This window comes from Streptococcus shenyangsis (assembly GCF_006385785.1).
GTDB classification, from domain to species: domain Bacteria; phylum Bacillota; class Bacilli; order Lactobacillales; family Streptococcaceae; genus Streptococcus; species Streptococcus shenyangsis.
In genome coordinates this window covers 1-15,839 of record NZ_VFSH01000020.1, presented here as the reverse complement: position 1 = coordinate 15,839, position 15,839 = coordinate 1, and the positions used below count along the sequence as shown (strand labels likewise).

Annotated in this window: 18 protein-coding genes and 1 tRNA gene; 3 read left to right on the top strand and 16 right to left on the bottom strand. The window is 40.1% G+C overall.

Features of this window, described 5'->3' with window-relative positions; all coding sequences use genetic code 11:
• Window positions 1-20: 20 nt before the first annotated feature.
• Window positions 21-92: transfer RNA gene (locus FJR77_RS10055), tRNA-Glu, on the bottom strand.
• 101 nt (window positions 93-193) lie between these two features.
• Window positions 194-1,588: a 23S rRNA (uracil(1939)-C(5))-methyltransferase RlmD gene (gene rlmD, locus FJR77_RS10050; protein ID WP_140834729.1), complete on the bottom strand. Its 1,395-nt coding sequence runs from the start codon at window positions 1,586-1,588 to the stop codon at window positions 194-196.
• Between the two features lie 37 nt (window positions 1,589-1,625).
• Here rlmD and recX point away from each other — a divergent pair, with 37 nt between their 5' ends.
• Both recX and ntdP read left to right on the top strand, forming a co-directional pair.
• Window positions 1,626-2,402 (top strand): recombination regulator RecX, encoded by a 777-nt coding sequence (gene recX / locus FJR77_RS10045; RefSeq protein ID WP_140834727.1) that lies wholly within the window; start codon window positions 1,626-1,628, stop codon window positions 2,400-2,402.
• Between the two features lie 88 nt (window positions 2,403-2,490).
• Entirely contained in the window at window positions 2,491-3,024 is a 534-nt protein-coding gene (gene ntdP / locus FJR77_RS10040) for a nucleoside tri-diphosphate phosphatase (protein WP_000775316.1), read from the top strand.
• 70 nt (window positions 3,025-3,094) lie between these two features.
• Here ntdP and FJR77_RS10035 read toward each other — a convergent pair whose 3' ends face one another.
• From FJR77_RS10035 to FJR77_RS10000, 8 genes are all read right to left on the bottom strand, one after another.
• Entirely contained in the window at window positions 3,095-3,862 is a 768-nt protein-coding gene (locus tag FJR77_RS10035; protein ID WP_000567567.1) for an epoxyqueuosine reductase QueH, read from the bottom strand.
• A 123-nt stretch (window positions 3,863-3,985) separates the two neighbouring features.
• On the bottom strand, window positions 3,986-5,608 hold the full coding sequence (gene groL, locus FJR77_RS10030) for a chaperonin GroEL (RefSeq protein ID WP_140834725.1): 1,623 nt from the start codon (window positions 5,606-5,608) through the stop codon (window positions 3,986-3,988).
• Window positions 5,609-5,623: 15 nt separating this feature from the next.
• Entirely contained in the window at window positions 5,624-5,908 is a 285-nt protein-coding gene (gene groES, locus FJR77_RS10025; RefSeq protein ID WP_140834723.1) for a co-chaperone GroES, read from the bottom strand.
• A 155-nt stretch (window positions 5,909-6,063) separates the two neighbouring features.
• The gene (locus FJR77_RS10020; protein WP_000282442.1) at window positions 6,064-6,459 is read right to left on the bottom strand and encodes a single-stranded DNA-binding protein; all 396 of its coding nucleotides are present in this window, start codon (window positions 6,457-6,459) and stop codon (window positions 6,064-6,066) included.
• A 77-nt stretch (window positions 6,460-6,536) separates the two neighbouring features.
• Entirely contained in the window at window positions 6,537-7,298 is a 762-nt protein-coding gene (locus FJR77_RS10015; protein WP_140834721.1) for an SDR family NAD(P)-dependent oxidoreductase, read from the bottom strand.
• A 41-nt stretch (window positions 7,299-7,339) separates the two neighbouring features.
• Window positions 7,340-7,966 (bottom strand): YtpR family tRNA-binding protein, encoded by a 627-nt coding sequence (gene ytpR, locus FJR77_RS10010; RefSeq protein WP_140834718.1) that lies wholly within the window; start codon window positions 7,964-7,966, stop codon window positions 7,340-7,342.
• A gap of 15 nt (window positions 7,967-7,981) precedes the next feature.
• Window positions 7,982-8,299 (bottom strand): thioredoxin family protein, encoded by a 318-nt coding sequence (locus FJR77_RS10005; protein WP_140834716.1) that lies wholly within the window; start codon window positions 8,297-8,299, stop codon window positions 7,982-7,984.
• Entirely contained in the window at window positions 8,296-8,595 is a 300-nt protein-coding gene (locus FJR77_RS10000) for a DUF4651 domain-containing protein (protein ID WP_140834714.1), read from the bottom strand. Before FJR77_RS10000 ends, FJR77_RS10005 begins: the two co-directional genes overlap by 4 nt.
• A 93-nt stretch (window positions 8,596-8,688) precedes the next feature.
• Here FJR77_RS10000 and FJR77_RS10390 point away from each other — a divergent pair, with 93 nt between their 5' ends.
• Window positions 8,689-8,865, top strand: coding sequence for a hypothetical protein (locus tag FJR77_RS10390; RefSeq protein WP_235888739.1), 177 nt, complete (start codon window positions 8,689-8,691; stop codon window positions 8,863-8,865).
• 24 nt (window positions 8,866-8,889) lie between these two features.
• On the opposite strand, the gene FJR77_RS09990 is transcribed toward FJR77_RS10390, so the two are convergent.
• The 6 genes from FJR77_RS09990 to FJR77_RS09965 form a co-directional block, all read right to left on the bottom strand.
• Window positions 8,890-9,963 (bottom strand): N-acetylmuramoyl-L-alanine amidase family protein, encoded by a 1,074-nt coding sequence (locus tag FJR77_RS09990; protein WP_181146641.1) that lies wholly within the window; start codon window positions 9,961-9,963, stop codon window positions 8,890-8,892.
• Between the two features lie 119 nt (window positions 9,964-10,082).
• Window positions 10,083-11,690 (bottom strand): CTP synthase, encoded by a 1,608-nt coding sequence (locus FJR77_RS09985; protein ID WP_140834712.1) that lies wholly within the window; start codon window positions 11,688-11,690, stop codon window positions 10,083-10,085.
• Between the two features lie 236 nt (window positions 11,691-11,926).
• The gene (rpoE, locus tag FJR77_RS09980) at window positions 11,927-12,514 is read right to left on the bottom strand and encodes a DNA-directed RNA polymerase subunit delta (protein WP_031227756.1); all 588 of its coding nucleotides are present in this window, start codon (window positions 12,512-12,514) and stop codon (window positions 11,927-11,929) included.
• A 130-nt stretch (window positions 12,515-12,644) separates the two neighbouring features.
• Window positions 12,645-12,818, bottom strand: a complete 174-nt coding sequence (locus FJR77_RS09975; protein ID WP_140834709.1) for a hypothetical protein — start codon at window positions 12,816-12,818, stop codon at window positions 12,645-12,647.
• Window positions 12,819-12,843: 25 nt separating this feature from the next.
• A complete protein-coding gene (locus tag FJR77_RS09970) occupies window positions 12,844-15,522 on the bottom strand; it encodes a TOTE conflict system archaeo-eukaryotic primase domain-containing protein (RefSeq protein WP_140834707.1) in 2,679 nt (892 codons plus the stop codon).
• A 222-nt stretch (window positions 15,523-15,744) separates the two neighbouring features.
• Window positions 15,745-15,839, bottom strand: a 95-nt coding sequence (locus FJR77_RS09965; RefSeq protein WP_140834408.1) for an IS3 family transposase, incomplete at its 5' end; no start/stop codon positions are given.

The window sequence follows — 15,839 nt, the reverse complement described above, 5'->3', positions numbered from 1 at the left end:
ATTTTATCTGCAACATACCATAGTCCGTACGGGATTCGAACCCGTGTTACCGCCGTGAAAAGGCGGTGTCTTAACCCCTTGACCAACGGACCAGAGTTGTTATTTTCAACTCTTACTATTATACAGCATTTTTATTTTTTGTCAACTACTTTTTTTCTATTTTTTTAATTTTTTTCGACTTTTTTTAATTTGACTATTTCAGCCCAATATTAAACTCTTTAAACACTATGCTTTTTCTCTTTTTTATCAGCTTTACAACAGCTTCAGTTCGAGCGGTATGTGGGAACATATCGACCGACTGGATATAATGAAGATCATAGACTTCTACCAAACGCACCAAATCCCGTGCTAAGGTTGAAACATTACATGAAATATAAACCATTTTTTCTGGCACATAGGTAAGAATAGTGTCTAACAACTTATCATCCAGACCTGTACGCGGTGGATCCACAATCAGTGCATCTGCTCTGTAACCTTCCTTATACCATCGAGGAATAATCTCTTCTGCTGTTCCTGCTTCGTAATGTGTATTATCAAATCCCATTCTTTTAGCATTTCGCTTAGCATCTTCAATAGCTTCTGGAATAATATCCATACCTCTGAGTGTTTTAACTTTCTTTGCAAAGGCAAATCCAATCGTTCCAACTCCACAATAAGCGTCAATCAAATGGTCTTCTTTACTAACATCTAGCGCTTTTACTGCCTCGCTATAGAGGACTTCTGTTTGTTCAGGATTTAACTGATAGAAAGCTCTAGGGGATAGTGAGAATTCATAGTCGAGTACACCTTCTTGAATACTCTCTTCTCCCCAGATAATCTCTGTCTTTTCACCATAAATCTCACTGGTTTTAGCTGTATTTGTATTAACAGCTACTGTCACAACTTCTGGAAAAACTTTAATTAAATCTTTTACCAGCAGGGTTAAATTAAGCTGACGATTTGTAACAATAATAATCTGAACCTGTCCGGTCTTCCTTGCTCGTCGAACCATAATAGTACGGACACCTAGGACTTTCCTCTCGTCTGTGATTGGAATCTGGTGATAAGTAAGTAATTCTGCTAGACGATTAGCAATCACTTGGGTTTCCTTGTCTTGTACTAGGCAATCTTTCAACTCTACTAAATAGTGAGAGTTTTGTGCATATAAGCCCGCCTTGACCTGATTCTTAAATTTTCGAGTCTGAAATTGTAACTTAGCACGGTAGTACTTTGGTTCCTGCATACCAATCGTCGGGCGGATTTCATAATTTTCATATCCTGCAGGGGCAAATTTTTTCAGCGCTTGATGAAGCAAGTCCGTCTTGAACTCCAGCTGCTTATCATAATGCAGGTGCATGATTTGGCAGCCTCCGCACTCATTGTAAATAGTACAAGCTGGCACAACGCGAAATTTAGACTTCTTGTTGACCTTTAATAATTTCGCTTCAACAAAGTTACGTTTAATAGAAGTAATCTGACAATAGATATCTTCTCCTTTTAAAGCTCCAGGTACAAAGACTAACGTTTTTTGGTAAAAGCCGATTCCCTCACCATTAATTCCCATGCGCTTGATTTTTAATGGTATTTTTTGTTTCACTTTCAGATTCATACCCCTATCTTATCACATTTTGAGTTATAATAGAACTATGAAAATCACAAAACTTGAAAAGAAAAAAAGACTCTATCTGATGGAGCTTGATAACGGCGACAAATGCTACATTACTGAAGATACAATTGTTCGTTTTATGTTATCGAGAGATAAGGTGATAAGCGAAGAGGAATTGAAAGAGATTCAGAACTTTGCTCAATTTTCTTATGGTAAGAATCTAGCCCTCTACCACCTATCCTTTAAAGCTCGCACTGAAAAAGAAGTCAGAGAATATCTGAAAAAATACGATATCGATGAAAACATAGCTTCTCAGGTCATTGCTAATCTTAAAGAGGATAAGTGGATTAATGATGGTCAGTACGCTTATGCTATCATCAATGCAAATCACCTTTCAGGAGACAAGGGGCCTTATGTACTGACTCAGAAACTAACACAAAAAGGGATTTCAAAATCTACTATAGAAGAGAACTTGAAAGAATTTGATTTTTCTGAAGTTACTCAACGTGTAGCCAATAAACTATTGAAGAAATATGAAGGAAAACTTCCAGCTCGTGCTTTGCAAGATAAGATTATCCAGAATCTGACCAACAAGGGCTTCTCCTACTCTGATGCTAAAATTGCCTTTGAGCAGTTGAATAGTCAAGTTGACCAAGAAACGACTCAGGAACTCATCTTCAAGGAACTTGATAAGCAATATGCCAAGTATGCCCGAAAATATGAAGGATACGAACTTAAACAGCGTTTAACCCAAGTTTTAGCACGAAAGGGCTACGATTTTTCGGATATAGCAAGCGCTCTCAGAGAATATCTTTAATATTTTCATGTAAAATTCACAGATTTCAGGCAATTTTATGGTACAATAGTAAACGATAAACTTATAAATTGTAGAAAGTTGGTTAGTTATGAAGCTTCCAAAAGAAGGCGACTTTATTACAATTCAAAGTTATAAGCATGATGGGAGTCTCCACCGAACTTGGCGGGACACCATGGTACTAAAAACAACAGAAAACGCCATTATTGGTGTCAACGATCATACACTTGTTACCGAAAGTGATGGTCGTCGTTGGGTCACTCGAGAACCGGCTATTGTTTACTTTCACAAGAAATATTGGTTTAATATCATTGCCATGATTCGCGATAATGGAATTTCCTACTATTGCAATATGGCTAGCCCCTACTATCTGGATGAAGAAGCACTGAAGTATATTGATTACGATTTGGATGTTAAAATTTTTACAGATGGGGAAAAACGTCTCTTGGATGTTGAGGAGTATGAGCGTCACAAACGCAAAATGAATTATTCTGATGACTTGGACTATATTTTAAAAGAACATGTCAAAATTCTTGTTGATTGGATTAATAATGGACGCGGTCCTTTCTCAGAAGCCTATGTAAACATTTGGTACAAGCGCTATGTAGAACTAAAGAATCGGTAAAGTTGTCAAACTAGGGTGAAAGCCCTGGTTTTTTTATTTTAAAAACCCAGCTTTACAACTGGGCTTATCCTTATATATCTAATTTTGTAACTGTAAATTTGATATGGGAATAGTCTTTTTCAACATCCTTATCCAGCAAGAACGCTGTGGCATCCTTCTTAACCTGAACCAGATCAATGTTCTGGGCTTGGGCTGCATAAACGCATCCGCAATAACATTGACGGTAGATGTCATACTCTTCACACATCTCTACTGAACGTTTGTAACCCTGATTTTTCTTGAAATCACTTGGAAGATAGTGGGTTGTGTAAATTTTTTGCACATCGATTCCGATGCTGTTGATGGTTTGAGAATTCTTATGAGGACTGATGGTCAAGGCTGAACCAAAGTAGTCAAAGCCCAAATCCATAGCCACTTGCGCTGTCTTATCCAGTCGGTAGTCAAAACAAACCTTACAACGGTCGCCACCTTCAGGTTCTTCTTCTAGTCCTCTAACTAATTTTCGGTATTCATTTGGCTCGTAGGGAGCTTCTAGATACTGGACCGTATTTCCTGTACGCTCATTGAAATCACTGACAAATTTCTTGGTAACATAGGCGCGCTTATGGTATTCTGCCTTGGGATGGATATTAGAATTGGCAAAATAAATGGTCACGTCAGCGTATTTGGTCAAATATTCTAGGGTATAGGTACTGCAAGGGGCACAGCAAACATGCATGAGAATGGTTGGCCGTTGCTCATTTTTTTCCCATACTTGGACCATCTTCTGCATGACACGGTCATAATTAATCTTCTGATTGGGATTCATCTTGCTCAGAATTTCTTCTACATCGATCATGTTCTTCTCCTTTTTCTAGTCTTATTTTATCATATAAGTTAGGAGAGCTCAAATCTATTTAGAAGTGAATATCATAAAAAGGAGAGATAGACATTCCCTCCTTTTGTGTTTTCTATAGAAAGCTTACATCATGCCGCCCATCATGCTTGGATCCATTGCTGGAGCTGGGGCTACTGGTTCTGGTTTATTGGCTACAACTGCTTCTGTAGTCAAAATCAAGCTTGCTACAGATGCTGCATTTTGTAAGGCTGAACGACTCACTTTAACTGGGTCGATAATCCCTTGATCAATCATGTTAACCCACTCACCAGTTGCTGCGTTGAATCCTGTACCAACTTCAGCATTTTTCAAACGATCGATAACGATAGATCCTTCAAATCCTGCATTGTGGGCAATTTGACGAACAGGTTCTTCCAAAGCACGGAGAACAATATTGCGGCCTGTTGCTTCGTCTCCTGTTAATTCCAAATTCGTCACGGCTGGAATCACATTTACAAGGGCTGTTCCACCACCTGCAACGATACCTTCTTCAACAGCTGCACGAGTAGCGTTGAGGGCATCTTCAATGCGGAGTTTCATTTCTTTCAACTCAGTTTCAGTTGCGGCTCCGACCTTAATAACCGCTACACCACCTGACAATTTTGCCAAGCGTTCTTGCAATTTTTCACGGTCAAATTCAGAAGTTGTAGTTTCAATTTGAGACTTGATAACCGCAACACGGTGAGAAATAGCTTCAGGATTTCCAGCACCTTCTACGATAACAGTGCTATCTTTGTCCACAGTTACTCTCGCTGCTTGACCAAGCGCCTCAATCGTAGCATCTTTCAACTCAAGACCTAGGTCTTCTGTGATAACTGTTCCGCCTGTTAAGATAGCGATATCTTCGAGCATAGCTTTACGACGGTCACCAAATCCAGGCGCCTTGACTGCTACCACGTTGAAGGTTCCACGAATCTTGTTCAAAACAAGAGTTGGAAGAGCCTCGCCATCCACATCATCCGCAATAATCAATAGTGGACGATTGCTTTGGAGAATACTTTCTAGGAGTGGCAAGATTTCTTGGATATTAGAAATTTTCTTGTCTGTAATCAAAATATACGGATTTTCAAGGTCAGCCACCATTTTTTCGCTATCTGTCACCATGTACTGTGAAAGGTAACCGCGGTCAAACTGCATTCCTTCCACAACTTCCAGTTCTGTTTCCATACCACGTGACTCTTCGATAGTGATGACACCATCTTTGCCAACTTTTTCCATGGCTTCAGAAATGTATTCACCGACTTTTTCAGAACGAGAAGATACGGCAGCAACCTGAGCGATGGCTTCTTTATTGGCAACAGGGATGGCGTTGTTTTTCAAGGCTTCTACTGCTGCGGTAACTGCTGTTTCAATCCCACGACGAATGCCGATTGGATTGGCACCTGCAGTGACGTTTTTGATGCCTTCACGGACGATTGCTTGGGTCAAGACAGTTGCAGTTGTCGTTCCGTCACCTGCGATATCATTGGTTTTTGAAGCTACTTCTGATACCAATTTGGCACCCATATTTTCAAAATGGTCTTCCAATTCGATTTCTTTGGCAATAGTTACACCGTCATTTGTGATGAGTGGTGAACCGAATGATTTTTCAAGAACTACATTACGACCTTTTGGTCCCAAGGTTACTTTAACAGTGTCTGCAAGGATATCGACACCACGGACCATAGCTGAACGGGCATCTGATGAAAATTTAATTTCTTTTGACATACTTACTTTCTCCTTCTATTCTTCAATGATAGCCAAGATGTTAGCTTCGCCAACGATGATGTACTTTTCATCGCCATCTTTGACATCGAGACCTGCGTGAGCTTCAACCAAGACACGGTCTCCAGCTTTAACACTTGGAGCAACCAAGTCACCGTTCAAGGTACGAACACCTTGTCCAATAGCCACAACTTGGGCTGTTTTGGTTTTTTCTTGAGCTGAACCTGCAAGGACAAAGCCACCAACAGTTTGTTCTTTTTCTTCGATTTTCAAGACCACACGGTCTCCTAATGGTTTCAACATCTGATTTCCTCCATGATGAACTACATATTATTAGCACTCTTTACACTCGAGTGCTAATTCATAGTTCTATTGTATCACTTGGTCAGAAATAGTCAAGAAAAAAGTCTGACTTTCTCAAGATAAAAAGCCTGAGACCAACTCAGACTTTTTAATGATTAAAATGGCAATTCTTCCTCTTCCAAAACCAAGTCTGCCAAATCTTGGCCTGCGTTATTTTCACGCATGGCACGTTGGGCACGACTTTCCAAGAGTTGGAATCCTGTGACAAGTACTTCGGTCACATAATTCATTTGACCATTTTTCTCAAAACGACGGGTACGTAATTCTCCATCCACTGAAATGAGACTTCCTTTGGTTGCGTAGCTTGCCAAGGTTTCTGCTAATCTGCCCCATAGGACCATATTGACAAAATCTGCCTCACGTTCCCCATTTTGATCTTTGTAACGACGGTTGACAGCAATGGTCGCTCGCGCTACTGACTTGTCATTGTTGGTTTTGTGCAATTCTGGTGTAGACGTCAAGCGTCCGATTAAGATAACTTTATTATACATATTTTCTTCCTCCTACTTATCTATTCGCAGGAAATCAAAAAAAGTTACAGAAATTTGTAACTTTTCGAGGAAATTTTTTAGTTTTTATGAACCATGAAACCTGTCGCCTGTTGATTGGCCATAATGGTCATATCCGTAATCTGCATACGGCGAGGCTGACTGGTCACATAGACTACTGTATCTGCAATATCCTGAGATTGCAAGGCTTCTATTCCTTGGTAAACGGACGCAGCTCGCTCTTTGTCACCATGAAAACGCACTGTAGAAAAATCTGTTTCGACAATTCCAGGCTGAATGGTGGTCACCTTGATATCTGTTGCAATGGTATCAATTCGCAGTCCATCTGAAAAGGTCTTAACTGCTGCCTTGGTGGCTGAATAAACTGCTGCACCAGCATAGGCGTAAATTCCTGCAGTTGAGCCCATATTGATGATATGACCTTGATTAGCTTTTACCATTTCTGGCAAGAAACAGCGAGTGACTGCCATCAAACCTTTAACATTGGTATCCAACATTGTCAACATATCCAGCTCTTCATAATCCTGATAGGGTGCTAAACCTAGAGCTAGTCCAGCGTTATTGACCAAGATATCAATCTGCCCTATCGTTTCTAGAATATCGGAGCAGACCGTCTTTACCATGTCCATATCCGTCACATCTAATGAAAAGGTCCAAACTTTTTGACTAGGAAAAGTTTTTGCAAACTCTGACTTGAGGGCTTCTAATCTGTCCGTCCGTCGTCCGGTTAGAACGACATTCTCACCCTGCTCCAGATAAGCACGCGCAATCGCTTCACCGATTCCTGATGTCGCTCCTGTAATCACTACATTTTTTGCCATCTTATTTCCTTCTATCTGGTGTATCAGATACTAACAACATCTTAGGAAGTCCAGTGCTTAGCTGGATCAAATGGAGTTCCAACAACTTGGTCTTCTGATAATTCAATAATACCACGTTTTTGCGGAGCATTTGGCAAATGCAATTCACGAGGACTACACATCATGCCAAAACTTTTTTCACCACGAAGTTCACCTGAGAAAATAAGATTGCCTTTGGGCATCATAGCTCCAGGAAGAGCTACAATGGTTTTCAACCCCACACGCGCATTAGGTGCTCCAGCAACAATTTGCACTGTCTTGTCACTTGCGACTGCAACTTGGCAGATGTTAAGGTGGTCACTATCTGGATGAGCTACCATCTCGACAATTTCACCAACAACAAACTTAGGCTCCTTGTCATTGACAATTTCCTCTGCAAAACCTTCCGTTTGTAATTCTTGGTTCAAACGAGCGACTTGCTCATCGGATAAAAAGACTTGACCTCGCTCTACAATTTCAAATAAACTCGAAACTTCGAAAATATTCCAGGCCACTGTTTCTCCGTTTTCTTTGAGGAAAATACGAGCTACCTTGCCTTTGAGTTCCACATCTAGTTTGGCATCTCCGCTATTTTTCACGATGACCATAAGGACATCACCGACATGTTCTTTATTATATGTAAAAATCATTATTTCTCTTTTCTCCTATTTCAGTCCTGCTAAAAAGTCATTGATTTGTTCCTTGCTTTTACGGTCACGATTGACAAAACGACCGATTTCCTTGTCCTTTTCTAGAACAACGAGGCTAGGGATGCCATATACATCCCAGAGTTTAGCCAAATCCATATACTGGTCTCGGTCCACTCGAATAAAGGTGAACTCTGGATTTGTTTCTTCAATTTCTGGTAAAGCAGGATAGATATAACGACAATCGCCACACCAGTCTGCTACAAAAAGAAAGACCTTCTTGCCCTCTTTTTCCACTAAAGATGCTAATTCTTCTAAACTTGCTGGTTGTATCATAAGACTTCCTCCTCATAGACTAGGTCTTCATTTTCATAGACAAAGGTATAATGACGGCCATCCTCAAAAATAACCCCTCCGACAAGTCGTTCTAGACTACTTTCATAAACTTGAACATAGAGGGTCGCAATTTCCCCCATGGCTGAAAAATGGTCTCGTACAATCTCTGTCAACTCTTCCTGAGTCTTAATGAGCTTACGGTCATCTGCAACTTTTTTCGTAGCAAGGGCAAGGCTCCCAATACCTAGCAGAACCAAGCCTGCCATCCACATTTTTTTAGCTTTCATACCATTCATTTTAACACAAAAAAGGCTTTAGGACAAATGAGGAAGCAGCAGAAAAGCAAGTAAAAAGCCTCTTCCTTTAAGGAAAAGGACTTCTTATACTCAATGAAAATCAAAGAGCAAACTAGGAAGCTAGCCGCAGGTTGCTCAAAGCACTGCTTTGAGGTTGTAGATAAAACTGACGAAGTCAGCTCCAAACAGTGTTTTGAGGTTGTGGATAAAACTGACGAAGTCAGCTCCAAACAGTGTTTTGAGGTTGTGGATGAAGCTGACGTGGTTTGAAGAGATTTTCGAAGAGTATTATTCTTATTGCCAAGCGCCTGAGTTGCCAACGTAGTAACCATCAGGTGTGTAGGTATTACGAAGCATCTTACCTGACGAAGCTAGATAGTACCACTTGCCATTATCTTTGACCCAGTCATTCGCTAACATGGCACCAGAAGAACTTACATAATACCAGTCTCCCTTGTCATAAACCCAAGCGCTTGCTTTCATAGCTCCTGAAGTTGATAAATAGTACCACTTGCCTTGGTCGTAAAGCCAATCACTAGCAATCATGGCTCCTGATGATTTAAAGGCATACCAGTTGTCACCTAGATAGAGCCAAGTTTGATTGAACATGACTCCTTTATCATTCATAAAGTACCAAGTTCCCTTGTCATAAACCCAGTCCTTCTGCACTAATTGACCTTGTTTTTGATAGTACCAGTTTTGGTTTGATTTTAGCCAGCTTTCTGCTTTTACAATGGGATAAAGTTCTTTGAAAGCTCCTCCATCATATTTGTGACTGATAGATTTTAGTTTTTCAAGTTTCAACTCACTATTGTCATAGTCTGCCCAAGCATATACTTTTTGACCATTGACAGTCTCTGGTAAGGTAGCAGTGTAAGTCTTGGTTTGATAATCCCATTTAGCATCGAGGTAAGTGTATTGATTGTTTGATTCTTCAATACGATAGTAACCTCTCTTTCCACTATCATTATGAATATCATCCACAACTTTCGTTGACCAGGTCTTCACTTCGTTTCCGCTCTTGGCTTCTACCTTGATATCTCCTCTATAGCCATATGGAACATAGAAATTCAGGTAACGCCCTTCTATACCAATCATAGACTTGTCCTTTTCTTGACCTAGAAAATTGACTGTCTGATCTTGACCATCGAGACTAACCGTCCACTCGATTTTCTCAGTTTTTGGCAAATCCAAGACTTTGATATCCACTTCATGACCATTGTTAAACCGAAGAATCTTGCCATCTTGATACTGCACTCCACACTTAACAACCCATTCTTCTTTAAGCTCAAATGCCTGCCCCGAATGAGGAAAAGCCAGTAAAGCTAGACCTGCTAGAGACAAACCAAATAGTGTGATTTTTTTCATTGTAAATCCTCCTTAGGTATTGTTATGTTAATTATATCACTATGTTTTTATTTTGCAACTCATATCCTAAATATGCAAGCAAAAAACCTCTGAGATTGTTCTCAAAGGTTCTGATTTAGCTAATTACTGTTCTCAACCGCTGCAGTCACAAAGGCAGTGTAGAGTTCTTCTGGGCGGTTTGGACGGCTTGAAAGTTCAGGGTGATACTGACACGCTACAAAGAATTTATTTTCAGGAATTTCTACGATTTCGACCAAACGATTATCTGGAGAAACTCCTGAGAAGACAAAGCCTGCTGCCTCAAACTGCTCACGGAAGGTATTGTTAAACTCATAACGGTGACGGTGACGGCGTTGCACCACTTCTTGATTGTGATAAGCAGCTGCTGCCTTAGAACCACGTTTCAACTTGGATGGATAAAGTCCCAAACGAAGGGTTCCCCCCATATCCTCAACATCAATCTGATCACGCATGATATCAATGATAGGGTATTTTGTTTCTGGTGCAAGTTCAGCAGAATTGGCACCTTCGAGTCCTAAAACGTGACGAGCAAACTCAATACAAGTCAACTGCATTCCCAAGCAGACACCCAACATGGGAACATCATTCTCACGCGCATAGCGGATGGCTTGGATTTTCCCTTCAGTACCACGTTGGCCAAAACCACCTGGTACGATGATTCCGTCCGCATCAGACAAAAGCTCTGCCACATTCTCTGCTATCACATCATTGGCATTGACCCAATTAATCTTAACTTCTGCGTCGTTGGCATAACCAGAGTGTTTCAAGGCTTCAACCACAGAGATGTAGGCATCTTGCAACTCCACATACTTACCAACAAGGGAAATTTTAACTTGTTTTTTCAGGTTCATAACCTTGTCCACCATAGCTGACCATTCTGTCATATCCGCTGCTGGTGCGTCTAATTTCAAGTGATCACAGACAATCTGGTCCATACCTTGTGCCTGCAAATTCAACGGAATTTGGTAAAGATGTTCAACATCCAACGATTCGATAACGGCTTCTGGTGCCACATCACAGAACTGAGCCAGTTTGTTTTTAATTCCTTGACCAGCTGGCTCTTCTGTACGAATAACCAACATATTTGGTTGGATTCCCAATCCACGCAATTCTTTTACAGAGTGTTGAGTTGGTTTGGTCTTCATTTCACCAGCTGCCTTGAGGTAAGGAAGTAAGGTTGTATGGATATACATAACATTATCCGCACCCACATCTGCCTTCATCTGACGAAGGGCCTCTAGAAATGGCAAGGACTCGATATCCCCAACGGTTCCACCGACCTCTGTGATAATGACATCAGAGTCTGTAGTTAGAGCGGCACGCTTGATTTTTTCTTTCAAAGCATCTGTGATATGAGGAATAACCTGAACAGTTGCCCCAAGGTATTCTCCACGACGTTCCTTACGTAGAACTTCACTGTAAATTTTACCAGTTGTCACGTTGGAATATTTATTCAGATTGATATCAATGAAACGTTCATAGTGTCCCAAGTCTAAATCTGTCTCAGCTCCGTCATCTGTCACAAAAACTTCCCCATGCTGATAAGGACTCATGGTTCCCGGGTCGATATTGATATAAGGGTCAAATTTTTGAATGGTTACTTTGAGACCACGATTTTTCAAGAGACGGCCTAGACTCGCTGCCACAATCCCTTTCCCAATAGACGATACCACACCACCAGTTACAAAAATATATTTCGTAGACATAGATTCCTCTTTCTAAAATGCTCAAGGTCTTGTTGACTACGAGGGGACATAGAAAACAAGACCCTACTAATAAGAATAACCTGGAACGACTGCACCAGATTCACAACTAAAATACAAGAAGATAACTTCTTGAAAAAACAAAAATAGCTCCCTAAGAACTAGGGAGCCCCGACCTCTAAAAGAGGTGCCCGAACAATATGATACCTAAAAATAGGATAATTGTCAATAGCTAACTTTTATTCCTCTATGTTTTCAGAATCATCATCTGAAAACTCGTCGTCTTCTTCGTTGAGATCCACGTCTTCACCCAAGTCATCAGGAGCAATCTCGTTGATTTCTGCATCATAAGCTTCCACTTCATTTTTCTCATCATCTGGATTTTCATCATCGTATGAAAGAGCCGGATCTGCTTCGTATGCATCTTCGTCTTCTGGATCATCCGCATTGTAGTCAATGGCATCTGAATCACCATCCATGAAGGCATTGACACGTTTTTTCTTAGCTTTTGGTGCTACTTCATCGTCATCATTTTCTTCAAGAGCGATAATTTCCTCGTCGATTTCGTCTACACCATACCATGAACGAAGACCCCATTTGTTGTCTCCAAGTGAGATGAAGCTACCGTCAAAGTTCAACTCTGTGTAGAACAAAGGCAAGGCTTCGCGGATATCGCTGTTTGATGTTCCAAGGTAGTTTTGAATTTCGTTTACAAGATCGCTAAAATGCATCTCGTGATCGCGACCACGAAGTTCCAAGATAGCACGCGCTACCTCAATCATAGATAGTTCACTTTTTTCTTGCCCAGCAAATACTTCTAATTCCAAAGCGTTTCTCCTCATTTATACTACTATCGCCAGAGCAAATAGACTCTGACCTCATTTTATCATTTACTCTTTATTTTACGATAATTTTGCAGAATAGTCAAAGGTTAAATGGGAGAAAGTGATAGGACTTTTATTTCTTTGCTACCCAGCCGATGGTGTCGTGAGGTGGGTTTTCGGTATCAATCCAGATAAATTCGATACCAATTTCACCAGTTTTAAATTTGGTCAATCGAATGCCGTTGATTTCCAGCTCATTGAGTCGTTTACATATCAAGACTTCGCGTTCCTGCAAAATGAAAGTCATACATAGAAATTTTTAAAAGTTTTCTCTATCGTAAATCTGCTACTAGTTCAGAAACTATACTAGCTGATTCCAAACGTAATATGGTCATTTCATCTACCTTCCCTAATAATGGCATTGCACCATACCAAACAATAGTCTTATTCACCAAAAGAATAGGCGTTACTATTTTTGATTGAGTAAAAGACACTTTAATTTTCTTGCTCTTCATCTGGTCTAGCCATGCTTTATTTGCAACCGTCTCTGGTATACATATCTCAATTTGACTAATCCTAAATTCTTTTAGAAATTTCATCAGTTTTGTCTGGTGCACATAAGGTAAAATAAGCATACACTCCTGTCTTTCCCCTGCCAAGTCCTCTCTCAGCACCTTCTCATATCTACTATCAACATAAACGAATTGTTTCTCCTCACCCTCGATGACACGATAATCCATCTTTCGATAAGCTACTTGTCGTTTCTGAAACATCTTTTCTAAATAAGGAACATGAATATCCACATAATCGAAAATACGTACCGAAGACTTATCCTTGTAGTTTCTATGAATCCGACCGGCGTACTGAATCAAATTATTTTTCCAAGAAAAGGGCGCTGCCAAGATAAGCGTGTCTAGCTGAGGCAAGTCAAAACCTTCGCCAATGTATTTTCCAGTTGACAACAATACAAACCCTTTATCTAGCTGTTCTAATATCTCCAGTAAACTTGTTCTCTCTCGGACTTTGGTTTTGCCACTAATAATATAACAGTCATCAACCTCTTTCTCTTTCAATAATTTTTCAAAAAAATCTATCTGTTGAATTCGATTGACTAGAACCAAGATATTCCGCCCTTCTGCCACTTGGTCTAGAATATCCTTTAGAATCATCTGATTCCTCACTGAGTCAGTAGCAATCCAATCACTAAGCTGTATAAAATTACTTGCTTTGGTCTTTTCAATTTCCAAATGACCAAAAGAAGTGAATCTTAATTGCAATTGCCGTTTAAAATCCGTCTCCCTCTTATCAGCAGTATGGAGTATCTCACCAATTCTCTGAAAAACAATAGGCTCATGACCATTCTTACGCTCAGGCGTAGCCGTCAAACCGTAAAGATATTTCCCTCTAAACTGAGTAACAACTTTTTCAAACATCAAGGCAGAGACATGATGACACTCATCCACAATCATCATCTCATACTCATCCAAAAGACTTTGACTATTTTCCAACTTAAATAGAGATTGAATCATAACAACATCAACCAGTTTACTCAGCCATTTCTTAGTCCCACCGTACTGCCCAACATAGCCTATTACCTTTTCACGACCCGATGCCGTATAACGGGTAGCTTCTTCCTCTTCGAAAGTCAAAAAATGGTTTAAACGATCCAGCCATTGGTCTAAGAGTTGCCTATTATGAACTAGGATAATTGTTTTGGTCTTCCGTTCAGAGATGAGATCAGCACCTAAAACGGTCTTCCCAAAACCAGTCTCCGCATGGAGTAAACCATTTTCTTTGGAAATCATATCTGACAGGGCTAACTCTTGCTCAAAAGTGAGTGCTCCCTTAAATTCCACTCTAATAGACCTTTGTACCTTTCTCCTATCTTCCACAGATACCTGCTTAAATTTATCTTGCAATGGATACAGCAAGCCTCTTGGTAGCCATAAATAATGATCGGATTCTCCAAATAAATACATTCGCTCAGAAATTTGATAGGTTGGCTGTCGCATAGCCTGCTTTAAATAAAATTCGGGATTAGAAAATGAAGCCATATTTTTCAAGAAAAACAGTGTCTTGGGTGTCACAGACGATTTTTCAAGTTGGATCATATTGGATAAGACGACCTTCAACTCCTTATCCAATTCTTGCTTGCCTAACTCCTCTTGGATTAACAGTGCCACTTTAGCAGTTGAAATCTTCTGGATTTCTTGTAGATACCTCCATTGGTCTTCATAATGCTGAAAATGTTCATCCACAAAGACCGTTCGCCCTTGATGATAAGCTTCTCCTTGAAAAGGAAGGGCAATCAAATTACCAAATCCACCTTTAGGAAGAACATCCTGATTTGGAAACATGCGATCAAAAGAATCAAAGGACAGTTGCATACTTTCCTGCATAGCCAATTCTAATAGTTTCTTTCCAAACAAGCGAGCCTCTTGACTCGGAATCGATTCCTCAAAGAAGAACCAAATATGGAGTCCGTGACCCGAACGAGAAATCTCTAAATGGGCTTCCATCTGGCGTTCCCTGGCTATTCTTCGAATGGCTAAACCGGATTCTTTCCAATCTCTTTCATCCAAATCCAGTACCAAAAAATAACAGCTATCATCTAAGTGCATAGGAAAGATACCAATGGCTGTCTCCCCACGAAAATGAGATTTCAAAACGGAGTCCGTTAATGTCTGGAAACTCCGTTTTTCAGGCGGCAACTGCTTCCAACCATAATCATAGGAAGGAAAATACTGAATTTTCCCTTGTTCATTGATAAAACTCTTAGCATAAACATCATAACGGCCAGCAAACACGGAGGTAAACAATTGTAATTTTTCTTGCGTCGTCAAGTGACTACTTTGAAGTTGGAACATCTCCTCGAACCGAGAGCGTTCCATCACAAACTGACTCTTGTCTTTAAGACGTTTACACAAGAAAAACTCACCATCCCCATCAAAAGAAGAAAAGACATTAAGTACTTCTACCACAATTCCATCCAAAGACACAAAAACAGCCATAAAAGTCGCCTCCTTGATCCCTATAGGCTGATTATAACAAGAATGGCTGAAATTGTACACGAAAATAAAATCCGAATAGTACTCATTTTGTATGCGACTAATAGTCCATCTCGCTCCGGAATGTACGAGGTAAATAGAGTTTAAACGAGCAGTCTATAAAATTCAAAAAACGCATATTATCAAGCGAACTGTGTACTGACCCCAAAAAGTTAGACAATCAATTTATCCGAAGGATTTAGTTCTGTATTGCACAGGACTGAGTCCTTTTAGTTTTACCTTAATTCGTTTATTGTTGTAGTAATCAATATAGTCTACAA